The sequence below is a fragment of the Bradyrhizobium sp. UFLA05-153 genome (assembly GCF_054185185.1).
In genome coordinates, this window is the sequence record NZ_JBBIAM010000019.1 from 34,486 (window position 1) to 56,694 (window position 22,209).

The following is a 22,209-nucleotide window of genomic DNA, read 5'->3' on the forward strand; positions in this document are numbered from 1 at the left end:
CATGCTGACGGGCGCCGCACTCACAAGCCTCGCTGAAAGGCTCCGCCAAAGCCGCGGCATCGCCGCCAAGGCCGACATCGCGGCTGTTGCGGCCGCGCTCGACCTGTCGGGCAGCGACGCCATCTCGGTGGGCGATGATTGCGCGGCGATCCCGGATGGCGACGGCTATACTCTGTTCGCCATCGAAGGCTTCATGAACGAATTCGTCGCCGCCGACCCCTGGTTTGCCGGCTGGTGCGGCGCCATGGTCAACATCTCCGACGTCGCCGCGATGGGTGGGCGGCCGACCGCCATCGTCAATGCGATCTGGTCCAATGGTGCGGACAACGCCGCGCCCATTCTCGAAGGATTGAAGGCCGCCGCAAAGACCTTCGGTGTGCCTGTCATCGGTGGGCATACCAACGTTCGAAGCAGCCAAAGCCAGTTTGCCGTCGCGATCCTCGGCCGCGCCAGGCGGCTTCTCACCAGCTTCGACGCCAGGCCCGGCGACAAGCTCATCGCGGCGATCGATCTGCGCGGCCGGTACCGCGAGCCGTTCGCGAACTGGGAGGCCGCCACCGACGCGCCGGCGGAACGATTGCGGGGCGATCTGGAGATCCTGCCATCCATCGCCGAGGACGGGCTTGCGCTCGCCGCCAAGGACATCAGCCAGGGCGGTGTCGTCGGGACTGCCGCGATGCTCGCCGAGTGCTCGCAGGTTGCCATCACGCTGGATGTCGAAGCGATTCCGATTCCCGCCGGTGCACCGCTCGAACGCTGGCTGCTGACGTTCCCGAGCTTTGGCTATCTCCTGTCGGCGAAGCCCGAATACGTCGATGAGACCCTTTCGCGCTTTCAGCGGCGCGGCATCGCGGCAGCGGACATCGGGGAGGTTGCCACTGGAGCGACCGTCGACATTCGCACAGCTTCTGGCCGCGCAACGGTCTGGGATTTTTCGGAGCAGCCGCTGATCGGCTGTGCGCCTCGCCAGAGCAGCCCGCAACGGAGCGTGGCATGAGCGGTGGTTCGTCCCGGCTTCGCATCGCGATCCTCACGCACTCGACCAATCCACGGGGGGGCGTGGTCCACGCGCTCGGGCTTGCGGACGCTCTGGCGCGCCTCGGCCATAGGCCGGTCGTGCATGCGCCCGACCCTGCAGGCAAAGGCTTCTTCCGCCGCACCGTTGCCTCGACGCGCTCGGTGCCTGCATCGCTCGCCTCGGGCGACGTCGTTGCGATGGTCGAAACGCGAATTGCCGACTATGTCAGGCATTTCGAGGATCTGGCGCATCGGCAGTACGACGTCTTCCACGCCCAGGACGGAATTTCCGGCAATGCACTTGCGACGCTGAAGCAGCGCGGCCTGATTCAGCGCTATGTCCGTACCGTTCATCACATCGATGCATTCAGGGACGAGCGGCTCTGCGAGCTCGACCGTCGCTCGATCGTCCATGCCGACGGCCTGTTCGTCGTCAGTCGGTTCTGGCAGGAGCAACTGAAGGCGGAGATGTCCCGTGCGGCGACGCTGGTCGGCAACGGCGTCGACACGGCGTGCTATTCGGCCGTCTCGACACGCGCCGACCAGGTGTTGCGCGCCCGGCTCGGCCTTCGCACAGGCCCGATCCTGCTCTCGATCGGCGGCGTCGAGCAGCGCAAGAATACACTCGGCATTCTCGATGCCTTCCGGCAGGTGCACGCCATGCACCGGTCCGCGCAGCTCGTCATCGCTGGCGGTGCTTCGCTCCTCGACCACGACCTCTACAGGCAGCAGTTCAAGTCACGGCTCCGGGATGCCGGACTGCCAGCTGATGCGGTGATCGAGACCGGTCCGCTGGTGGATGCCGAAATGCCGTCGCTCTATCGCCTGGCCGATGCACTGGTGTTCCCGTCCTTGCGCGAAGGCTTTGGCCTGGCCGTGCTGGAAGCGATGGCCAGCGGCGTGCCGGCGGTGGTGTCGCACATCGCACCTTTCACGGAATATCTCGGCCCCGGCGATGTTGCTTGGTGCGATCCGCATCACGCGGGCTCGATCGCGGATGCCGTCCTCAGCGCGTTTGCCGAACCCCTGCGCTCGCGCATGATCGCGAATGGTGCCAGGGTTGCCCGGCGTCATGACTGGAGTCGCACCGCCAAGGCTCACATGGCGACCTATCAGGACATGCGCGAGGTGCACTATGCCTGAGATGCACTTCAACGTGCGCTGGCCCGATGAGCGGATCGAGGCTTGCTATTCGCCCTCGCTCGTCATCAAGGATCATTTCGTCGCCGGCGCGACCTATTCGCTCACCGAATTCCGCGAACGGAGCCGCACCGCGCTGACCATCGCGGCCGAGCGTGTTCGCGAAAAATACGGATTTCTCTGCTCGCGCGCGCTCGGGCAGCTTGCTCGGATCGAAGCAACGGCAGCCCAATTCGAGGCCACGCCTGGCGCATCCGTCACCATCGTCTCGTTTGAAGAATAGCAGGAGCTGATCATGTCTGATCTCCACACCCACTATCCGGTCGTCGTGATCGGCGGCGGCCAGGCCGGCCTTGCGATGAGCGCGCAGCTCAAGAAGCATGGCATCGGGCATGTCGTGCTGGAAAAGAACACCATCGCCCATTCCTGGAAGACGCAGCGCTGGGACGCGTTCTGCCTGGTCACGCCAAACTGGCAGTGCCAGCTTCCAGGCTTTCCCTATGCCGGCAAGGACCCGCACGGCTTCATGCTGCGCGACGAGATCGTCTCCTATATCGAGGATTTTGCCAAGCACACCTGTGCGCCGGTTCGCGAAGGTGTCGCCGTCACGCGTCTCAGGCAATCCGGTCACGGCTTCATGCTCGAGACGACAGCCGGCGAGATCGCCGCGGATCGCGTCGTCCTGGCCGTCAGCGGCTATCACGTCCCGAAAGTACCGCCGTTTGCGGAGCGGCTCGATTCCGCGATCACCCAGATTCACTCCTCGGCCTACCGCAATCCGGATCAGTTGCCGTCCGGCGAGATCCTCGTGGTGGGAAGCGGGCAATCGGGCTGTCAGATCGCGGAGGATCTGCATCTGGCCGGGCGCAAGGTGCATCTCGCCGTCGGCAGCGCGCCGCGGTGCCCGCGCTTCTATCGGGGCCGGGACGCGGTCGACTGGCTCGACGATCTCGGCCAGTATGACCTGCCGGTCGAGCAGCACTCGCTCAAGGAAGGTGTTCGCAGGAACGCCAACCACTACCTGACCGGCCGGGACGGCGGCCGCGACGTCGACCTGCGCAAGTTCGCCCTCGAAGGCATGAAGCTCTACGGCCGCCTCAGGGATGGCCGCGGAACCAGATTGCAGCTTGGCGATGATCTTCAGACCAATCTCGACAATGCCGATCGGGTCTATAATGGCATCTGCCGACTGATAGACGAGCACATCGCAAAGAATGGAATCGCGGCGCCTGTGACGCCTCACTATGAACCGGTGTGGTCTCCCACTGCGGCACCGACGGAGCTCGATCTCGCAGCGAGCGGCATCACCAGCATCATCTGGACGACCGGCTTCCGGTCCGACTGGTCCTGGGTCGACCTGCCGATGTTCGATGGCACCGGTTATCCAACCCACAAGCGAGGCATCACGTCGATCGACGGCGCCTATGTGATTGGATTGCCGTGGCTCTACACCTGGGGCTCGGGCCGGTTTGTTGGCATCGGGCGAGATGCAGAGTTTGTTGCAGATCACATCAAAGAGCGATCGAGCGAATCGCACGCCGACACGCATCAAGCCGGCCGGCGCGAGGTCTCGCAATATGCAGCGAGAGTAGCCGTGTAGCCCCGCTTGCGCGAATACCGGTCGTCAACAGTCACGGACAAGATGAATGGCGAGGAGACCAGCCGTCTCCTCGCAACCCCAACCCACGTCTAACAGGGGACCTGCAATGAACGATGGTTACTTCGCGCTCCATACCAACAAGATCGCCTGGGACATTCTGGATGTCCCGGAGATCAACGGCAAGCTCCCGCTCAAGACTTGCAAGGTCGATGAAAAGACAGGTGTGGCGATCTGGAAGATCAAATACCCCGCCGGTTACACGACCATATCGCACTGGCACAGTTGCTCACACGGAATCTACGTTCTCGATGGAGTGCTCCGTACGCATGCTGGCGAATATGGTCCCGGCACGTTCGTCTGGTTTCCGGAGGGGATGGTGCAATCGCATGGCGCGACGGAAACGGACGATGTGACTTTTCTCTTCATTACCAACAAAGCCTTCGATATCCACTTCACCCATCTTGAAGGCGAACCGATGCCTTCTTGATGGTTTATCGGAACTCGGATTCGAACCCTCTCCCGTGATGGTAATAGCTGAAGCGGGCTGAGTAATCGAACAGGTTCTGCCCACGGAGCTCGGGCTATGGCTCTTCTGACGCCCTGGTCCGGCCGCACGTCCGCTTTGCGCCGAAAACTGCCGCGCCTGCAATTGGGTCCCCTCCTTGCAAGTCGAGCGAAGAGCACAACCTCGTGACGGACAAGATCAGCACGTGAATCGCAGGCGAGTGCCCTGCCCTTGCGAGGTTCAGGCGTGGGAGTTCTGCGGAAGTCAGATCTTTCGAGGCCGCCCACTGCCCTCTATAGATTTTTCTTGATCTCCCGGTGCACGCATCGTGCACATGCCGCTCTCTAACCAATTGAAAAACTTGAACTCTCGCTCCAATCCATCACGGGCCAATTTGAGCTAATTCCAGCCAAAAGTCTCAAAGCAGGTCCCATCGACAATCAAGCGTCAGAAAGCATCATGCGTTGAAACTGCCGTCGCGGAAACCTTGAGCGAGCGCCAGCACCACGTCTTCCGCCAAGCGAGCTGCAATGAGACCCCAGTCGACAGCTCGCTAGACAGCCTTTGTGAGTGCACCATCGACGATGAGGTTGGTGCCAGAGATGCGGCTTGCGACCGGGCTCGCCAAAAACACCACGCCGGCGGCGACTTCCTGCGGCGTGCCCATACGCCCGGTCGGATTGAGCGACATCGCTGTCTTGTAAAGATCAGGCTTGCCGCGCTCGATATTCTGCCAGATACCACCTTCGAAGTATGTGTTGCCTGGCGACACGGCGTTGACGCGAATTCCCTTGGCGATCAGCTGATTGCTTAGACCCTTGGCGTAGTGGATCAAGGCCGCCTTGAAGGCGCCATACGAACCGGCGGCAAAGTCGACCTCGAAGCCCGACACGCTGGACACGATGATGATCGACGCCGATTTCGACTTTTCCAGATAGGGCAGCGCGGCCGCGACCGAATTGACGGTATGCATCATGTCGGTGCGGAACGATTTCTCCCAGGTCTCGGGCGTATCGCCAACCGCCAGCGCGCTGACGTTGCAGACGATGGTATCGATGCCGCCAAGTTCGGCGGCGGCCCCTTCGATCCAGCCCTTCAGCGCATCCGGGTCGGCGACATCAACCGCTCTGCCCCACGACTTGCCACCTTTCGTCGAGAGGCTCTTCACGACGTTGCCAACTTCGTCAGCATTGCGTGCGCAGATCGCGACGTTGGCGCCTTCGGCCGCAAATAGCTCGGCGATCGCCAGCCCAATGCCCTTGCTGCCACCGGTTACGAGCACGCTCTTTCCCTTTAATCCAAGATCCATGGTCGCCTCCGTTGCTGGTGTGACGGCCTGCTCGCATGTCGGCAGGCCGCCTCGATCCGGTCACATCTTCTTCCAGTCGCCGGCACCTTCGAACGCCGCGGCGGCGCGATAGATCGTCGGCTCGTCAAAATACTTGCCGATCAACATCAGACCGACCGGCAGACCGTTGCTCATGCCGCAGGGAAGACTCATCGCTGGATGTCCGGTGGCGTTGAACGGCGCAGTATTGGGAACCATTTCAAACGCACGTTGGATATAAAGTTCGCGTGGCGCGTCCGCCGGCGGCAGCGGCGTCGCCTTCATCGGCAGGGTCGGCATCAGCAACAGATCGTATTTGGCCAAAGCCTCGTCATAGGATGCGCGCAGCTTGCGGTTCAAATTCTGGGCCTTGGCATAAAAGTGGCCGCGGTAGTGTTTGGTGAAATATTGACCGAGCAGCATCGTGATCTTGAGGCTGTCGGACAATTCGTCGGCGCGATGCTTCCAGGCGGAGTGGGCGTCAAGCAGCGTGGTGTTGTAGAGACCGCGCCAGTTTGTCCCCATGCCGTTGCCCTTCATCATGAACTCGGTGGCGCCTTCGGCGGCGATCGGTAGCCAGATCGCCGGTGCAACGAGGTGCATCGGGACCGAGACTTCCTCGACGGTAGCGCCGAGCTTGCGAAACAACTCGGCGGCCGCCTTAACCTTGGCGTCGACGTCTGGCTCCGAACTTGGATGCCCAAATCCTTCCCTCACGATGCCAACACGGAATCCCCTGACGCCGCCGTCTATCTCGTCGCTGTACTTTCCGACCTTGAGTGCGCCCTGCCTAGGATCAAGTCCGTCGGCCCCTGCCAGCACCTCCAGGAGCAGCGCGTTGTCGCGCACGTTGTTCGTCATCGGGCCGGTGTGATCGATCGTGAGTTCGATCGGCATCACGCCCGTATAAGGTACGAGGCCATAGGTAGCCTTCATGCCGTAAATGCCGCTGAAGGCGGCCGGAATGCGGATCGAGCCGCCCTGATCGCCGCCGATTGCCATATCGGCCTCACCGGTCGCCACCACCACCGCGCTGCCTGAGGACGAACCACCGGCGGAGTATCCCATCTTGTGCGGATTGTGCACGGGACCGGCCGCACAGGTGTGGCTACCGCCGGAGAAGCAGAAATATTCGCAATGCACCTTGCCCACGATAGTGCCGCCGGCGTCGAGCATACGGGTAACGATGGTGGCATCAGTATCGGGGATGTAGCCTTCCAGCGTCGATGCGCCGTTCATCATCGGAACGCCGGCGAGTGAGATGTTGTCCTTGAGCGCGATCTTCTTGCCAGCGAGCTTGCCGTTCGGGGCACCCTTGATCTCGGTCTTGATGTACCAGGCGTTGAATTTGTTTTCTTCGCCCTCGGGGCGATAGCCAGGCGTGCGCGGATACTTCACCACCGGCACATAGTCCGGCATGGCATCGACCGCATCGTAGGCCGCGTAATTCGCCTGCATTAACGCATCGTAGGATTTGAGCTCTGCATCACCCATGTGCATGCCAAGGTCCTCGGCGACGCTGCGCAGCTGATCGAGTGTGGGTCTCCTGACTGCCATGGCTTGATTCTCCCTCTGATCATGCCCGCATGCAGCGGGCTTACGTTGCGATACCGACAAATTCTCCGACGAGGCTTGCGTCGCCGAGTTCGCCTGGCTCCACTTCCCGGGTAATCGCGCCCTTCTGGATAATCAGGATGCGCTGCGACAGCGCAGCAATGAAGTCCAGATTCTGCTCGACTAAGATCATGGTGAGCCCGCTTCTGGCCCGCAGCCGCTGCAGTGTTTCGACGATCTCGTCGATGATCGAGGGCTGAATGCCTTCCGTCGGCTCGTCGAGCAGGATTAGCCGCGGGTCGCCGCAAAGGCAGCGCGCGATCGCCAGCAATTGCTGCTCGCCGCCCGACAGCGCGCCGCCGGGGCGATCGAGCAACGAATTCAGGCGGGGAAATTCCTCCAGTACGCTCGCGATGATGTCTTCTTCCGCGCGGTCCTGCGTATTGCAACCCATGCGCAGATTCTCGTAGACGGTGAGCCCGGGGAAGATCTCCCGGCCCTGCGGCACGTAGCCGAGACCGAGCCGCGCGCGCCGATAGGGTTCGATCGCCGTGACGTCGTCATGGCCGAACATCACGCGACCGCTGGTCGCCGGCAAAAACCCCATCAGCGCCTTGAGCAGCGTGGTCTTGCCCATGCCATTGTGACCGAGAATGCCGATGAATTCGCCCTCATTGACGGAGAAGCTTACCCCATTGAGGATCGGAATCCGGCCATATCCTGTTCGCAGTCCCTGTACATCGAGCATCATGCGGCCGCCTGTTTGCCCAGATAGATGTCGCGCACCTGCGGATCGCGCATGATGTTCTCAACGGTGTCTTCGACTAACACGCTGCCCTGATTGAATACCGTGACCTGCTTGGCGATCATGCGGATGAACTGCATGTCGTGCTCGACGACGATCAGCGCCTTGGTGCGGTTGATCTCGCGTACCAATTCGGCCGTCTTGTTGACCTCCTCGTGGGTCATGCCGGCGGCGGGCTCGTCGAGCAGGATCAATTTGGGATCGGTCGCCAGCACCAGCCCAAGTTCGACCCATTGCCGCTGCCCATGGGCCAGCTGGCCGACCAGGCGTTCAGCGGCTTCCGTCAGGCCGACCCTCGCCAGCATCTCGTCGACGACGCGCCTCGCCTCATCGCGGGAATGAAGGCGGTTTGCTGCAAGCCAGATATTTTCACGGACCGAAAGGCCATCGAAGACGCTCGGCACCTGGGTCTTGATGCCGATGCCGAGCCGGGCGATGTCGTGGGCGTGCGCGTGCGAAATGTCTTGGCCGCGGAACAGCACCCGGCCATGGGTCGGCTCCAGTTGCCCGGTCAGCATCTTGAAGAACGTGCTCTTGCCTGCGCCGTTGGGGCCGATCAGGCAGCGCAGTTCGCCTTCGGCCAGCGAGAAATTGACGTGCAGCACGGCGCGAACGCCGCCGAAATGCATGCTGAGATCCTGGGTCTGAAGCAGCGGCGCGGCCATCAACCCTCCTCCGCCCGCTTAGGCTGTAGCCGCTTCGCCTCTTTGCCACGCGACGCGAGTAGCGATTGGCCGATATCGCCGAGCGTCGGCACCAGTCCTTTGGGCACCAGCAGCACGAACGCAATCAGGATAATGCCGAAGATCAGGGGCGCGTTGGCAAAGATCTTGGCCCACCAGTCCGAACCGCCGCTGGGCTGGTTGGCGCCGAGCGCGGTCGTGAGCCATTGAATGCCGATGCACCCGACGATCGGCCCGATCAGCGTGCCGCGCCCGCCGACGATAACCCAGATGATGATCTGCGCGGATTGGGCGAGACCGAAGATCGTGGGACTGACGAAGTTGCCCCAATTGGCGAACAGGCACCCGGCAAATCCGGCCAGCGCACCACCAATGGTGAATGTCGCGAGCTTGTAGGCGCGCGGATCATAGCCAAGCAGTTCAGCACGCCGTTCGTTTTCCCGGATGCCGACGATGATGCGGCCGAACCGGCTCGCCAGCAGCAGGCGCAATCCGAAATAGGTCGCGAGCAATGCGGCGGTCGCCAGATAGAACATGCCTTCGAGATCAATCGGCGCACGCTTGTTGCCGGGCACATTCAACGGCGGGATCCCGGGAATGCCGTTGAAGCCGCCGAGTCGTGCCGAGCCGATATGGAATTCCGGTCCCGCAGTCGAGTTAATGGAATTGAACAGGATCAGCGTCACGGTCAGCGTAATGACGCCGAGATAGACGTCGCTGATGCGCCCGTAGAACATGAAATAGCCGAGCAGCGCCGCGAACGCGGCCGGCACGATGACGGCAAGCAGCAGCGGGACCGTGCTCTCGCCGATGTTGAACATCGCGATCGCATAGGTATACGCGCCCAGCCCGAAGAACGCGGATTGGCCGAAACAAAGTATGCCGCCATAACCCCAGATCAGAGCGAGGCTCAGCGCCAGTATCGCCATGATCATGTAGACCGTGAACTCGAGCACGACGTCGAGTTCGAAGAAACGCGGTACCAGCACCAGGAACGCAATGCCGATCACGCCGACGAGGCCAAGGCCGATCAGATTGAGCGCGCGGGCGTTCACAGGCCTCTCCGGAAGAAGCGGCCGGTGATGCCTTGCGGCAGCAGGCGGATCAGAATGATCGCGGCCGCGAGCAACGCGACTTCACCGAAAACCGGCGTGGTGACGAAGGTCGCGATCTGGTTGATGCTGCCGAACAGCGCCGACGCCGACACCGTGCCGCTGAGGATCGCGGCGCCGCCGCCGATCACCGTGATGAAGGATTTGGCGACATAGGCAACGCCGATGGTAGGGAATACACCGGAGACCGGCGCCAGCACGGCGCCGGCAAGTCCCGACAGCGCCGCGCCGAGACCGAAGGTGATGGCGTAAACGCGGGGCGGATTGACACCAAGCGCCGAGGCCATGTTGGCGTTTTGCATCGTGCCGCGGGCGATCAGGCCAAGCCGCGTCCAGCGCATCACGACGAAGATCACAGCCAGCACTACGGCCGCGACGGTGATCACGAACAGCGTGTAGGCGCTGGTGCGGTAGGCGCCGATCTGGAAGCTGCCGAGCGGCGCTGAGATGCCGACAGTGGTATTGCCGAAGATCGCCGTGGTCAGCCCGACCAGGAACAGGCTGAGACCCCAGGTAGCCAGCATGGTGTCGATCATGCGACCATAGAGAAAACGGATAATGGTCCGCTCGACGACGACGCCGATGAGGCCGACCACGATCGGTGCCACCACCAGCATCGCGATCCAGATGCTGATGCCGTGGCTGGTGGCGACGATTGCCGCATATCCGCCGAGCATCAGGAATTCGCCATGCGCGAGATTGATGACGCGCATCATGCCGAAGATGATCGCCAGCCCGACGCTGATTAGCGCCAGGCTGGCTATCGCATACAGGACCTGGATTGCCAGAAGAACAGCGAGATCCACGTTCACCTTTCCGAAACAGAATTGAGAGCCGGTCCGGTCTCAAATCTTGATCACGTATTGCTGGTTGTCGGTCGGGTTCTTGATGAGGTCGCAGACAGCTGCGGTATCGGCGGGCTTCTGCTGGGCAAAATCTTCCAGCACCTTGAGCTTCTTGTCGGCGACTTCGGCGATGTGCACGTCGAGCACGCAATGGTGCGTCGGCGGATCGATGGTGACCTTGCCGGAAGGCGCATCGATGCTGATCCCGGTCTCCAGGGCTTCGATGACCTTCATCCGATCGACGCTGCCGGCCTTCTTGACCGCTTCCGCCCACAGCCGGAACCCCTGATAGGTACCCATCGCGAGTTCGGTGATGTTCGGATAGTCGGTGCCGAAGCGCTTGTGGAAACTCGCCACGAAACTCTCGTTGACGGGGTTCTTCAGGTCCTGGAAATAGTTGTAGCAGATCAGCATGCCGTTGCATTCATCGGGCGACAGCACGATGTGCTCGTTGCCGACCGCAAACGTAGTCGATGCCATCGGAATGCTCTTGCGCATGCCCGCGGCCGCCCATTGGCGGTAGAACGAGATGTGCGCGCCACCGACCAGTGCCGACCAGACGAAATCCGGCTTGGCCGCCTGGATTTTGGAGATGGTCGGACCGAAATTGGTGACGTCGAGCGGGAAAAAGTCAATCGAGGACACCTCGCCGCCATTTTCGGTGACGTATTTTTTCACCCATTGCGATGTGATCTGCCCGTAATTGTAGTCGGCCGCGACGACGTAGACCTTCTTGCCCCATTTCTTCATGGCATGAGGCACCAGCTTTTCCACCGTCTGCGCCGGGGTCACGCCGGTGTCGAACTGGTTGCGGTCGCAGACACCGCCTTCATACTGCGTATTGTAGAAATACAGCGTCTTGAACTTGTCGAGCACCGGCCGGATCACTTCGCGCGACGCCGAGGTGATACCGCCATGGACGACCGCGACCTTGTCCTTCAGGGCCGCCTGCTGCGCGAACTGGGTGTAGAGTTGCATGTTCGACTGTGTGTCATAGTTGATCAGCTTGACCTGCCGGCCCAAGAGGCCGCCCGCCGCGTTGGCTTCCTCGATCGCAAGCGTCAACGCGTCGACCATCGGCTTGCCGTAGATGTCGAGGCCGCCGGAGAGATCGTGAATGCTGGCGACGTTGATCGGATCTTCCGCCCATGCGCTGGAGGAAAACATCCCCGCGGCAGCGATCGCAGCGGTACTCTGCAAGAACGTTCTGCGATTCACCCTCATAGCGCTAGTCCTCCTCGCGGTTGCCGATGCTTCATGAAGTCAGGTATTTTTTCAGAATTGACGCGCCCATCGTGTATTTTGGGTCAACCATGTTGCCGAGCCGGATTCGTCCAGCCTGGCTGAGCAGCATGTAGGCATCGATCTCGTCGAAGCCGTACTCCGCGCCCATCCAGCGGACCAGTTCGCGATAGGCGATGCGCGCCGCATCTTCCAGCGGCCGGGCGCTGCCTATCGTCATCAGAAACTCCCTGGTCTCGAGCCGCGGCCAGGCAAAGCTCCAGCCCTTGATGACGTCGATCTGCATCGTCACGGTGGCGCGCTGTTCGATCGCAACGCCCGACAATTCGCCGTCGCCCTGGACGGCATGGCAATCGCCGACATACAGAAACCCGCCTTTGACATGCACGGGGAAATAGAGGATCGCGCCCGGCGCAACATCCGGCAGGTCCATATTGCCGCCGTGATAATCGGGCTGCAGCGACGAAATCGCCTCGATCTCGGGCGAGATCCCGATGGTACCGATGAACGGCTGGTAAGGCAGCGTGATCTTGTCGCTCCAGCGCACTCCGCCCTTGTCGACATGCATCACCCTGACCCGTTCGGGTAACGGCGGATTGAGTAACGCGGTCGACGCCGTTCCGACCAAGCCGCAGAAAGTGCCCTGCTTCTCGATCGTGAGTTCGTGGTGCTTGCCGGCCTGCCCCTTGGCGAGGCCGCGCTTTGCCATGATCGATGTGCTCAGCCAGGTGTCGTCGGTCATCGCGATAGCCTCGAAAGCAATCGGCACGACAAAACGCATGCCAGCGTCGGATTTGGCTCGTTCAATTTGATTTCCAGTCTACGGCGGTTTCGATCGCCCGCGCCAACCGTATCAGCGTCGCTTCCTCGAAGTGACGCCCGACCAGCATCAGGCCTACCGGCAAACCATCGACGCGGCCGCATGGCACGGTGAAAGCGGGATGTCCCGAAACATCGAACGAACAGGTATTCGCCTGCATATTGAGGGCGACGTCGATCACGGTGTTCAGCGGCGCATCGGGCGGCGGAATCGGCGTTGCAGTGAAGGGAATGGTCGGCATAACAAGCGCGTCGAACTTTTTCAGCGCGTCGTCGTAGGCCCGCCGCAGCAGCACCCGCAGGTTCTGCGCCTTGGAATGATAGCGCCCGTGATAATGCCGGTGCATGTATTCGCCGAGCATCAGCACCAGTTTCACCGTCGGCGATACGTCGTTGATCCGCGTCCCCATGCCCCGCGCAAGCGCCTCCTGCATCGAGAGCGGGTAGTAGCCTTGGACGTTGTTACCGACGCCAAAACCCTTCAGCATCATCTCGGCGGCGCCTTCCAGGATGACGCCGCTCCAGACATGCGGTCCGTCGAGATGCCAGGCGATCGAGACCTCCTCGCTTTCGACTCCCGCTTTATCCAGCGCCGCAATGGTTTGCCGCACCTTCTCATTGACCGCGGGATCGCTCTCGGAATGGCCAAACCCCTCGTGCAGGACGCCGATGCTCAGTCCTCTCGCCGGATCGCCGAGCGCCGCCATATAGTCTCCAGTGCGCGCGGCAATGGTTCGGGTATCCCAACCGTCATGACCGGCGATAGCCGTCAGCAGCCGCGCAACGTCTTCGACCGAAGCGCACATGGGACCGCAATGATCAACCGAGTAGCTGATCGGCATCGAGCCCGTGGTCGGCACTAGGCCCCAGGTCGGCTTCAGGCCATAAACGCCGCACCAGCTTGATGGCGTTCTGATCGAGCCACCCTGGTCGCCGCCGAGCGCCATCGGTACTTCACCCGATGCCACCAGCGCGGCGCTCCCGCCGGACGAGCCGCCAGCGCTGTGAGCCGGATTGTGCGGGTTGCGGATCACGCCGCCGGCGCAGGTATGGCTTGCGCCTGAAAAGCAGAGATCCTCGCACGCAGCCTTGCCTGCGATGGTGCCACCGGCGTCGAGAATCCGCGTCACGACGGTGGCGTCGATTTCGGGAACATAACCTTCGAGCAGCGCCGAACCATTCATCATCGGCACGCCGGCGACGCAGATGTTATCCTTGATCGCGATCGTTTTGCCGCTCAACAACCCCTCTGCGCCGGTGCGGATATTCGTCTTCCAGTACCAGGCCCCGAAGGGATTTTCGGATGCCGTGGGCCGATAACCCGGCGAACGTGGCGCGATCGGCGCCAGCGCCGGCGGCACCAACTCGTCCAGCCGGCCGTAGGAAGCCAACGGCCCCTTGAAGGCCTGCTGAAACGCAGCAATCTCGTCAGCAGTAAGGACGAGACCAAAGTTGGACCCTAGATCGTCGATCTGCTCCAGCGTCGGAAGGCGAACCGCCATGCTCCACCCTTGGCCTATTTCGCGTGTTTGCCAGACAAAACGAAAAAAGCCATCCGCGGCCCAAAAGGCCCCGAATGGCATCAATGCCGCTGCTATCGATGGTCGCGTAGGTTGCGTTGCAGAACGAAACTCGGAAGTCTTCACTCAGACGTCATCGGCCGCGCGAAAACATTTTCGTCATGCACGCATTCACGTACCGCGATATTGTGTATTAGCGTTGCCGACCTTGTCAATGCGAGGCTAGCGTCTTTTTTATGCTGACAGTACGAATGACGCGCAGTGCGGATTGACGATACAAGGAAGCAAAGCCTACTTTCTCGCGAGAAGATTGTTGCCGCACAGGGCCCAGCTTCTTCATGACCAAGTCGTCCATCCCTCTCGGCCTCGTATTTTCCCAATCGGGACCTTACGCCATGATGGCCGGCGAGATGCGCAAGAGCGCGTTGATGGCGGTCGACGAAATCAATCAAAGCGCCGAGTTCGATTTCACATTCACGCCTCGCTTGCGCGATCCCGGCGGGGTGGTCGCCGGCTATCACACCGCATGCGCCGACCTCATTCGCGAAGATCAGGTTAGCCATATCGTCGGGTGCTACACCTCGGCCTCACGCAAGCAGGTTATTCCGATCGTCGAACGGACCGAACGGCTGCTCTGGCATCCAGCGCGCTATGAAGGGTTCGAAAGCAGTGACAACGTCATCTACGTCGGTGCCGCGCCCAACCAGCACGTCGTGCCTCTAGTCCGCCATATGCTGGACCACATCTCGACGGACGTATTCTGCATCGGGTCGAACTACATCTGGACCTGGGAAATGAACCGCGTCATTCGCGAAATCGTAAGCAGCGCAGGAGGCCGTATCCTTGCCGAACGCCTGCTGGAACTCGGCGAGACGGCCGTGGACCACATCGTCAGGGAAGTCATCGACCGGAAACCGCCGGTCGTCTTCAATACGCTGGTTGGTGAGTCCAGCTACGCCTTCATGCGCGCGCTCCACGTTGCGGCGGCGCGTGCTGCTCTCTCGATCCCGATGCTGAGCTGCAGCCTTTGTGAGCCCGAACTTAAGCTGATCGGATCGGCGGCTTCTGTAGGATGTGTCACGTCATCTGCATATTTCGAGAGCATCGAGGGAGCGGAAAATCGCAGCTTTGTGGCGCGGTGGAAGGCACGCCACGGCGCGGACAGCAGCCTTTCCGTCGACGGACAATCGACTTACGTTTGCGTCATGCTGCTCGCCCGCGCCATCCGCCGAGCGGGATCCGCGGACGTCAGCGCCGTGCGGCGCGCTGCGGCAAATCATCGCTACGATTCCCCGCAGGGACCGGTTTGGGTCGATCCCGATAATAACCACTGCTTCCTCACACCACGGTTGGCACGCTCCGAGCCTGGATGTCGGTTCAATATCTTCTGGGAGGCGGATGCCCCCGAGCGTCCCGATCCTTATCTCTCGAACCTTGACCTCACGACGATTGGCACGAGGCTGGAAAAGAGCAATGATACGATGACGAAGCGCTCCGCCCATCTGCGTGTCGTGAAATGACCAAGCCATCGCCCTTCTCTGTTGGCGGCCGTCGCGCTCTCATGGTGATGAGAGATGAGCGCGAGATTTCTATCGTGCGCCGCCAACTTAGCCGCCTCGGTATGGCGATTTCGGAGCACGATCCGGCCGAGCCGCCACCGGCGAACCGGGCCGTTGATGTCATCCTGATGGATGCGGACAGCATTCCCATCAAGTCCGATCAGGCCACCTTGTGGAAAGGCAACGTACCGATCATCGCGCTGATTGGAACGGAAACGCCCAGCCGACTGAAGTGGTTGCTCGATTTGCGGCCGGCCTCTTTTCTCATCAAACCGCTGCGTTCGGCCGGACTTTACACCGCGCTAGTGGTTGCGTTCGATTCAGCGCAGCGAAGGGTTGACGAAGCCATCCACATCGAGAAACTGGAAGACCGCATTCGATCCCGGCGTATTGTGTTCGCCGCCGTTCTGCAGATCATGCGCGGTCACGGCTTGTCGGAGACGGACGCCTTTTCGCTTATTCGACAGACCGCGATGCGGCATCGCACGACGATCGAAGTGTTGAGCGCGGAGATCATTGCGGCCGGTGGAATGCCGAACCGGACTACACGAACTGCATAGCATTAGTTGCTAAAAGCCGACGCACTGCATCAATCTTGGATCGTCACTTCGTGGACTTCTTCAATACGCCAAGAGCTGCCGAGCCCGCGTCTGCAACTCCGTCTGATCGCCGCGACGCTGTCCATCTCCGAAAACTTCAGACTGCTGCCTCCAGCAGTCGCGGATCTACCCCAAGCACCAAACAAAGACGGGCCGCTTCAGAAGGCCCGCTCACATTGGCTGTAACAAGATTTTTCTTGATCTCCCGGTGCACACGTCGTGCACACGCTGCCTTCTAACTATTTGAAAAACCTAAACTCTCACCCCAATCCATCATGGGCCAATTTGGTCCAATTCCAGCCAAGACGATCGGGAGGGATCAATAGTGGTCTACTTTGCCGCAATGAACTGCCCTCCCCCGCAACGTCTTACTTTGACCCAAGTCGACATACTTGGGGTCAGGTCGCTTCGGTTGATGGAACCTATCGGCCGAGCACCTTCTTCACGCGGGCCAGCCCGACGCGAAGGAACGGATCGGAGTGAATGTAGAAATACCGCACGCCCTGCTCGAACCATGATGGCAGCTCATCTGCGGTGACGAGCGTGCCGGCGATCTTGCCTGCCGCCCGGATCGTCTTCACCGCAAATCCAACGCGCTCGATCACGGCCTGCGGACGCGGCTGACCGAATGGCGGGGCTGGCGGAAAGCCCATGTTCTGGGACAGGTCGCCGGGCCCGATGAAGAAGACGTCGACGCCCTCCACCGTGAGCAGCTCATCGATATTGTCGATCGCCAGCGGCGTCTCGATCATGCAAATGGTCAGCCGCTTCTCATGATCGGCGGGGCACGCATAGCGGACCGCGTCAACGATAGCACGCGCCTGATCGGCGGTATCGACCATCGGCACCATCAGGCCGTCGGCGCCCGCATTGAGATAGCGGATCAGGACTGGCCGCTCATGCGAGTGCGGGCGAACGATGGCCGCGCCGCCCGCGCCGCGGATCGCCTGTGCGGTGACGCGCACATCCTCAAAGCTCCAGGTGCCGTGCTCGCAATCGACGAAGATCGCATCCGCGCCGAGCTCGACCAGGCGCACCGCGAGGCCCGACGAGGTGTGGTGCGGCGTGAGCATGGTGACCGCCTCGCCCTTGGCAAGACGCTCGCGTAATTTGGCTCCGTTCATGGGAGATCCTTTTCCTTTAGCTCTTCGGCTTGTCCTTCAACCCCTCGGGCGCACCGACCCAGCGAGCGGTCTCGATGTCCGCGGACGTATCGCGCATGAAAGTCGGGCAGATGTGCAGTTCAGGAATCATGGCGCCCTTCTGCAGGCTGGCGCAGAGCAACACGGCGCGTGCGACATCGTGCGGATCGAGCATCACGGCGCGTTCGCTCTCGAGCGGCGGGCGCGCTCGATTGTCCATGATCGGGGTATCGGTCTCGCCGGGCAGGATGGTCGTCGCGCGGATACCCTGGTTGCGGTAGGTGTTGTGCAGGAAGGTCATGAAATTCTTCACGCCGGCCTTGGCCGCACCATAGGCGGCGCCACCGAGCAGGTTCGGAGTGACGACCGCGAGCGACGACACGGTGATGACCGTGCCTTCCTTCCGAGCGATCATGTCCTCCAGCACGGCCTGGGTCAGATTGAACACCGCGGTGAGATTGACGTTCACCGTCGCGTTCCACTCGGCCTCGCTGATAAAGCGGGCGTTCAGCACCTTGCTGGCGCTGCCGGCATTGTTGACGAGGATGTCGATCGCCCCAACGTTCCGCTTGGCCCAGGCAACTGTCTCCAAAATCGACTCGCGCGACGCCACGTCCAGCACATGGGCGACGGCCTTGCCGCCTGATTTCTCGATCACGCTAACGACGTCCCGCAGCGGATCGATCCGCCGTCCGGTCAGAACAACCGATGCGCCTTCCCCGGCAAGCAGGATCGCGGTCTCGCGTCCGATTCCCGTTCCCGCGCCGGTGACGAGTGCAACCTTTCCGTCGAGGAGACCCATGATACCCCTATTCGGCGGCAGTCGCCGCCACACTGGAGCGTTGATAGCCGTAAATCTGCCTCGCGGCCGCTGGCGTGATCAAGCCTTCGGCGAGGTCGAGCTCGATCGCAACCGCCGCGCGCTCCGATGTCCGTCCCCAACCGCCGCCGCCCGGTGTCTCGACCTCGAGGCGATCGCCGGTCTTCAGTACCACCTTGCCCTTGGGGAAGTGCGGTTCCCCATTTCGGGACACTTTGCCGGTGCTGCCCGACTTCCCGCCGACGACACCGAAGCACGGATGCCGCACGCGCTCGGACGCGAGGTAGATGTTCATCGGGTTGCGCCCGAGATTGCGCAGCACGACGCGCTGGCCGAGGCCGCCGCGGCTCCTGCCGGCGCCCCCGGAGTCCGCAATGAGCTCCTTGCACTCGGTGAGCGCAGGCACCGCGATCTCGAACATTTCGATCGCCGTGACGCGGCAATTGGACGGAAAGCTCAGGGTGTCCAGCCCGTCAAATTCGGCGCGGGCGCCCTGCCCGCCGTGGAAATTCTGCACCGAGCCATATTGCGAACCATCGTCGCGCCGACCCACGCAATTGGCGGCCCAGATCGGCGCACCGCCGCTGTCGCCCATCACCTTGTCAGGCACCACGCCCTCCAGCGCCTTGAAGATCAGAGACGGAATGACATGGCCAATCAAGTTACGCGAGTTGCCCGCGGTCCACTGCTCGGGATTGAGGATGGACCCGAGCGGCGCCTCGTCCGTGATCGGCGTGATGCAACCCTCGTTGTTCGGGGTATCGGGGTCGAGCAGGCATTTCAGCGCGTAGACCGAATGGGCGTAGCGGTAGTTGGTGCGGCAATTGATCGAGTGAAGAATTTGCTCTGATGTGCCCGTGTAGTCGACATGAATGGAATCGTCGCGGATGATCACGGACGCCTTGAGCGTCACGTCGGTGTCATAGCCGTCGAGCAGGACCTCGGCGCTATAGGTGCCGTTCGGCCATTGCCGGATCGCGCGCCGGGTCTGCGCTTCGGAGCGGGTGTGGATGGCGTCGGCCAGCTCGTCGATGCTGTCGAGACCATACTCGTCGAGAAATTTGACCAGCTCGCGGCCCATGACGTTGTTGGCCGCGACCATGGATTCGAGATCGCCCATCACCTCGGTCGGCAGGCGAACGGACGCGGCGATGATGTCGAGAACGTCCTGGTTGGGGACGCCGGCCTTGTGCAGCTTCACGATCGGGAAGCGAATGCCCTCTTCGAAGATGTCGCTCGCTTCGGAGTGCAAGGGAGCGCCGCCAATGTCGGGCAGATGCGCGATCGAGCCGGCATAGGCCACGACCTTGCCGTTCTTGAAGATCGGCGTGATCATGGTCACGTCGGGCAGATGGCCGGTGCCGATCTCCGGATCGTTGGTGGCGAGCACGTCGCCTTCCTGGAGCGTCTCGGCCGGGAACTTCGGCAGGAAGTATTTTTGCGCGGCGACCGGCAGCGAGGTGATGAACACCGGGATCGACCAGGTGCACTGCGCCAGCGCGCGGCCGCGGCTGTCGAGCAGCACAGTGACATAGTCATGGTTCTCGCGCACGATCGGCGAGAACGCGGTGCGGCCGAGCACGATGTCGGCCTGGTCGGCGATGAAGATCAAGCGATTCCACATCACCTGCAGATTGATCGGATCGTTGAAGTCGGCAGCGTTCGCGGACATGAGGGCGTAGTCCTTAGGCGATGTTGATCACGAGATTGCCGTTGATGTCGACATGCGCCGTGCCGCTCGGCCCGACCACCGCGGTCGACTCGCGCTGCTCGACGATCGCCGGCCCCTGGATCGCTTCGCCGACGGGGAGTTTGTAGTGGTCGTAGACCGGCGTATCGACGAAGCCGCCGGCTTCGCTGAAATAGACCGAGCGGGTGCCCTTGCGGGCCTCGGCGGCGTGGCGGGTGTGCGGCGGCGTGACCTGATCCTTCTCGCCGCTGGAGCGCAGGCGCCAGGTGATCACCTCGACGGACGAGCCCGCGACGGTGCGGCCGAACAGCTCGCAATAGAGCTTGTAGAAATTGGCGAGCAACTCCTCATGGAATTGCTTTGGCGGCAGGCTGCGATCCGGCAGCGCGACCGTGATCTCGTGGCCCTGGCCGACGTGACGCATGTCGACCGTGTAGCTGTTGGTGATGGTCTCCGGCGCAACGCCGGCGGCGCGCACGACCTCAGCCCCTTGGGCCGAGAGATCGCCGAGCAGGCGATCCATCGCGGCAAAGTCCCAATTGTCGACCTGCATCGGGAAGCTCGCGGACAGATCAACCGCGACCGGCGCGATCAAGAGGCCGATTGCCGACGTGACGCCGGCGCCGGTCGGGCAGATGATGCGCCTGATGCCGAGCTTGCGCGCGATGCCATAGGCATGCACCGGCCCGGCGCCGCCGAAGGCGACCATCGGCAGGCTGCGTGGATCGACGCCGAGGTCTGTCGCGTGAACCGCCGCGGCCTTGCTCATGGATTCATTGACGAGATCGTGGATGCCGAAGGCGCAGCGAGGAACGCTGACGTCGAGCGAGGCCGCGAGCTTCGTCATCGCGGCGAGCGCGGCGTCCCTCGACACCTTGAACGAGCCGCCGACGAAGGATTCGGTGCCCATATAGCCGAGTAGGATATCGGCGTCCGTGACGGTCGGCTCGGTGCCGCCGCGCTGATAGGCCGCCGGCCCCGGCAACGCCCCCGCCGACCGCGGACCGACGTCGAGCAGGCCGAGCGGATTCTTCGCCGCGATCGAGCCGCCGCCGGCGCCGATCTCGATCATGCGGATCGACTGGATTTTCAGTGGGAAGCCCGAACCCTTTCGAAAGCGGTGATAATGCGCGACCTCGAGGTCGGTGCCGACCGTCGGCTCACCGTTCGGGATCAGGCACAATTTCGCGGTGGTGCCGCCCATATCGAAGGACAGCACGCTGCCTTCGCCGGCGATACGGCCGAACTCAGCGGCGGCGACGGCGCCGGCGGCCGGCCCCGATTCAATCAGTCGCACCGGTAGCTCAGCGGCGCGGCTGCTCGGCACGAGGCCGCCCGACGAGGTCATCCAGAGCACCTGGCGATGGATGCCCCTGGCGCAAAATTCGCGTTCGAGATGGGCGACGTGGCCCGACATCTGCGGTCGCGTATAGGCATTGACGACGGTAGTCGAGGCACGGTCGAACTCGCGAACCTCCGGACAGACCTCGGACGACAACGACACGAAGATATCGGGATCCTCCTCGCGCAGCAGCGCTGCAATGCGCTGCTCGTGATCCGGATATTTATAGGCGTGCAGCAGACAGACGGCGACGGACTTGATGCCTTCCGTACGCAACCGACCGGCGATCTCGCGGACCGTCTCCTCCTCCAGCGCCGTGATGACGTCACCGTCAGCCGAGATCCGCTCGATCGCGCCAAAGCTGTTGGCACGGGTCACCAGCGGATCGGGATACTTCAGATTCAGATCGTAGAGATCGTAGCGCCCCTCGTTGCGGATGCGCAGCATGTCCTGGAAGCCGGCCGTCGAGATGAACCCGGTCTTGACGCCCTTGCGCTCCAGCACGGCATTGGTGACGACGGTGGTGGCACCGAGCACCTGAAGGCTGTCGAGATCGACGACGTCGCCGAACTCGGCGAGCAGTTCGGAAACCCCGCGAACCACGGCCTCGGCCGGGTTGGTTGGCGTGCTCAGCACTTTGTGAAGATGAAGTTCGCCGTTGTCGTCGAGCAGCGCGAAATCGGTGAAGGTGCCGCCGGTATCGAATGCGAGCTTGGCCATCTTTTTCCTCGAAGCGATCGCCTTCACGACGATGCTGATCCGTCGAAATCGCCTGCAGATCGTGCGATCAAATCCACGACGTATTCGAAGGTAGGAAATGCGGTCGCACGCGACCACCACAACTCCGGTCTGCCGCCATAGGTTTTGTTTATGGCTCGACGAAACCGG

The 22,209-nt window shown here is 62.0% G+C and carries 20 protein-coding genes; 7 read left to right on the forward strand and 13 right to left on the reverse strand.

Annotated elements, in window-relative coordinates; all coding sequences use genetic code 11:
- Position 1: 1 nt before the first annotated feature.
- The 5 genes from Q2941_RS13955 (at position 2) to Q2941_RS13975 (ending at position 4,244) form a co-directional block, all read left to right on the forward strand.
- The gene (locus Q2941_RS13955; protein WP_458192817.1) at positions 2-997 is read left to right on the forward strand and encodes a sll0787 family AIR synthase-like protein; all 996 of its coding nucleotides are present in this window, start codon (positions 2-4) and stop codon (positions 995-997) included.
- The gene (locus Q2941_RS13960; protein WP_458192818.1) at positions 994-2,160 is read left to right on the forward strand and encodes an MSMEG_0565 family glycosyltransferase; all 1,167 of its coding nucleotides are present in this window, start codon (positions 994-996) and stop codon (positions 2,158-2,160) included. Before Q2941_RS13955 ends, Q2941_RS13960 begins: the two co-directional genes overlap by 4 nt.
- Positions 2,153-2,440 carry an MSMEG_0570 family nitrogen starvation response protein gene (locus tag Q2941_RS13965; RefSeq protein WP_458192819.1) on the forward strand — a complete coding sequence of 96 codons (288 nt, stop codon included), beginning with the start codon at positions 2,153-2,155 and terminating at the stop codon, positions 2,438-2,440. Before Q2941_RS13960 ends, Q2941_RS13965 begins: the two co-directional genes overlap by 8 nt.
- A gap of 12 nt (positions 2,441-2,452) precedes the next feature.
- Positions 2,453-3,757 carry an MSMEG_0569 family flavin-dependent oxidoreductase gene (locus Q2941_RS13970; RefSeq protein WP_458192820.1) on the forward strand — a complete coding sequence of 435 codons (1,305 nt, stop codon included), beginning with the start codon at positions 2,453-2,455 and terminating at the stop codon, positions 3,755-3,757.
- 106 nt (positions 3,758-3,863) lie between these two features.
- On the forward strand, positions 3,864-4,244 hold the full coding sequence (locus tag Q2941_RS13975; protein WP_254112980.1) for a cupin domain-containing protein: 381 nt from the start codon (positions 3,864-3,866) through the stop codon (positions 4,242-4,244).
- Between the two features lie 571 nt (positions 4,245-4,815).
- Here Q2941_RS13975 and Q2941_RS13980 read toward each other — a convergent pair.
- Genes Q2941_RS13980 through Q2941_RS14020 form a run of 9 tightly spaced genes read right to left on the reverse strand, consistent with a single transcriptional unit; the run spans position 4,816 to position 14,151 of the window.
- Complete coding sequence (locus tag Q2941_RS13980) at positions 4,816-5,571, reverse strand: SDR family NAD(P)-dependent oxidoreductase (RefSeq protein WP_458192821.1); 756 nt, start codon at positions 5,569-5,571, stop codon at positions 4,816-4,818.
- Between the two features lie 60 nt (positions 5,572-5,631).
- A complete protein-coding gene (locus Q2941_RS13985; RefSeq protein WP_254112982.1) occupies positions 5,632-7,146 on the reverse strand; it encodes an amidase in 1,515 nt (504 codons plus the stop codon).
- Positions 7,147-7,186: 40 nt separating this feature from the next.
- Positions 7,187-7,894 (reverse strand): ABC transporter ATP-binding protein, encoded by a 708-nt coding sequence (locus Q2941_RS13990; RefSeq protein WP_156944762.1) that lies wholly within the window; start codon positions 7,892-7,894, stop codon positions 7,187-7,189.
- On the reverse strand, positions 7,891-8,613 hold the full coding sequence (locus Q2941_RS13995) for an ATP-binding cassette domain-containing protein (protein WP_458192822.1): 723 nt from the start codon (positions 8,611-8,613) through the stop codon (positions 7,891-7,893). The genes Q2941_RS13990 and Q2941_RS13995 overlap by 4 nt, the downstream gene beginning before the upstream one ends.
- Positions 8,613-9,686 (reverse strand): ABC transporter permease subunit, encoded by a 1,074-nt coding sequence (locus Q2941_RS14000; protein ID WP_051390128.1) that lies wholly within the window; start codon positions 9,684-9,686, stop codon positions 8,613-8,615. Before Q2941_RS14000 ends, Q2941_RS13995 begins: the two co-directional genes overlap by 1 nt.
- Positions 9,683-10,549, reverse strand: a complete 867-nt coding sequence (locus Q2941_RS14005) for a branched-chain amino acid ABC transporter permease (RefSeq protein ID WP_027527103.1) — start codon at positions 10,547-10,549, stop codon at positions 9,683-9,685. The genes Q2941_RS14000 and Q2941_RS14005 overlap by 4 nt, the downstream gene beginning before the upstream one ends.
- A 39-nt stretch (positions 10,550-10,588) precedes the next feature.
- Entirely contained in the window at positions 10,589-11,812 is a 1,224-nt protein-coding gene (locus tag Q2941_RS14010; protein ID WP_027527104.1) for a transporter substrate-binding protein, read from the reverse strand.
- Positions 11,813-11,843: 31 nt separating this feature from the next.
- Positions 11,844-12,611 (reverse strand): acetamidase/formamidase family protein, encoded by a 768-nt coding sequence (locus tag Q2941_RS14015; protein WP_458192823.1) that lies wholly within the window; start codon positions 12,609-12,611, stop codon positions 11,844-11,846.
- Between the two features lie 22 nt (positions 12,612-12,633).
- The gene (locus tag Q2941_RS14020; RefSeq protein ID WP_027527106.1) at positions 12,634-14,151 is read right to left on the reverse strand and encodes an amidase; all 1,518 of its coding nucleotides are present in this window, start codon (positions 14,149-14,151) and stop codon (positions 12,634-12,636) included.
- A gap of 356 nt (positions 14,152-14,507) precedes the next feature.
- On the opposite strand from Q2941_RS14020, the gene Q2941_RS14025 reads away from it, so the two are divergent.
- Positions 14,508-15,689 (forward strand): transporter substrate-binding domain-containing protein, encoded by a 1,182-nt coding sequence (locus Q2941_RS14025; RefSeq protein WP_458192824.1) that lies wholly within the window; start codon positions 14,508-14,510, stop codon positions 15,687-15,689.
- Positions 15,686-16,288: an ANTAR domain-containing response regulator gene (locus Q2941_RS14030; protein WP_027527108.1), complete on the forward strand. Its 603-nt coding sequence runs from the start codon at positions 15,686-15,688 to the stop codon at positions 16,286-16,288. Before Q2941_RS14025 ends, Q2941_RS14030 begins: the two co-directional genes overlap by 4 nt.
- A gap of 461 nt (positions 16,289-16,749) precedes the next feature.
- Here the strand turns inward: Q2941_RS14030 and Q2941_RS14035 are convergent, their stop codons facing one another.
- The 4 genes from Q2941_RS14035 to Q2941_RS14050 are packed head-to-tail and all read right to left on the reverse strand — an operon-like array spanning position 16,750 to position 22,041.
- Complete coding sequence (locus tag Q2941_RS14035; protein ID WP_254112985.1) at positions 16,750-17,451, reverse strand: HpcH/HpaI aldolase family protein; 702 nt, start codon at positions 17,449-17,451, stop codon at positions 16,750-16,752.
- A 16-nt stretch (positions 17,452-17,467) separates the two neighbouring features.
- On the reverse strand, positions 17,468-18,271 hold the full coding sequence (locus tag Q2941_RS14040; RefSeq protein ID WP_027527110.1) for an SDR family oxidoreductase: 804 nt from the start codon (positions 18,269-18,271) through the stop codon (positions 17,468-17,470).
- 7 nt (positions 18,272-18,278) lie between these two features.
- Positions 18,279-19,961 carry a hydantoinase B/oxoprolinase family protein gene (locus tag Q2941_RS14045; RefSeq protein ID WP_458192825.1) on the reverse strand — a complete coding sequence of 561 codons (1,683 nt, stop codon included), beginning with the start codon at positions 19,959-19,961 and terminating at the stop codon, positions 18,279-18,281.
- A 13-nt stretch (positions 19,962-19,974) separates the two neighbouring features.
- On the reverse strand, positions 19,975-22,041 hold the full coding sequence (locus Q2941_RS14050; RefSeq protein WP_458192826.1) for a hydantoinase/oxoprolinase family protein: 2,067 nt from the start codon (positions 22,039-22,041) through the stop codon (positions 19,975-19,977).
- Positions 22,042-22,209 lie beyond the last annotated feature (168 nt).

Coding starts and splice junctions, on each gene's coding strand:
- Q2941_RS13985 (WP_254112982.1), bottom strand. CDS start 7,146: ATGGCAGTCAGGAGACCCACACTCGATCAGCTGCGCAGCGTCGCCGAG.
- Q2941_RS14020 (WP_027527106.1), bottom strand. CDS start 14,151: ATGGCGGTTCGCCTTCCGACGCTGGAGCAGATCGACGATCTAGGGTCC.
- Q2941_RS14030 (WP_027527108.1), top strand. CDS start 15,686: ATGACCAAGCCATCGCCCTTCTCTGTTGGCGGCCGTCGCGCTCTCATG.
- Q2941_RS13995 (WP_458192822.1), bottom strand. CDS start 8,613: ATGGCCGCGCCGCTGCTTCAGACCCAGGATCTCAGCATGCATTTCGGC.
- Q2941_RS14050 (WP_458192826.1), bottom strand. CDS start 22,041: ATGGCCAAGCTCGCATTCGATACCGGCGGCACCTTCACCGATTTCGCG.
- Q2941_RS13990 (WP_156944762.1), bottom strand. CDS start 7,894: ATGATGCTCGATGTACAGGGACTGCGAACAGGATATGGCCGGATTCCG.
- Q2941_RS13980 (WP_458192821.1), bottom strand. CDS start 5,571: ATGGATCTTGGATTAAAGGGAAAGAGCGTGCTCGTAACCGGTGGCAGC.
- Q2941_RS13970 (WP_458192820.1), top strand. CDS start 2,453: ATGTCTGATCTCCACACCCACTATCCGGTCGTCGTGATCGGCGGCGGC.
- Q2941_RS14025 (WP_458192824.1), top strand. CDS start 14,508: ATGACCAAGTCGTCCATCCCTCTCGGCCTCGTATTTTCCCAATCGGGA.
- Q2941_RS14040 (WP_027527110.1), bottom strand. CDS start 18,271: ATGGGTCTCCTCGACGGAAAGGTTGCACTCGTCACCGGCGCGGGAACG.
- Q2941_RS13960 (WP_458192818.1), top strand. CDS start 994: ATGAGCGGTGGTTCGTCCCGGCTTCGCATCGCGATCCTCACGCACTCG.
- Q2941_RS13965 (WP_458192819.1), top strand. CDS start 2,153: ATGCCTGAGATGCACTTCAACGTGCGCTGGCCCGATGAGCGGATCGAG.
- Q2941_RS14010 (WP_027527104.1), bottom strand. CDS start 11,812: ATGAGGGTGAATCGCAGAACGTTCTTGCAGAGTACCGCTGCGATCGCT.
- Q2941_RS14045 (WP_458192825.1), bottom strand. CDS start 19,961: ATGTCCGCGAACGCTGCCGACTTCAACGATCCGATCAATCTGCAGGTG.
- Q2941_RS13975 (WP_254112980.1), top strand. CDS start 3,864: ATGAACGATGGTTACTTCGCGCTCCATACCAACAAGATCGCCTGGGAC.
- Q2941_RS14015 (WP_458192823.1), bottom strand. CDS start 12,611: ATGCGTTTTGTCGTGCCGATTGCTTTCGAGGCTATCGCGATGACCGAC.
- Q2941_RS14035 (WP_254112985.1), bottom strand. CDS start 17,451: ATGAACGGAGCCAAATTACGCGAGCGTCTTGCCAAGGGCGAGGCGGTC.
- Q2941_RS13955 (WP_458192817.1), top strand. CDS start 2: ATGCTGACGGGCGCCGCACTCACAAGCCTCGCTGAAAGGCTCCGCCAA.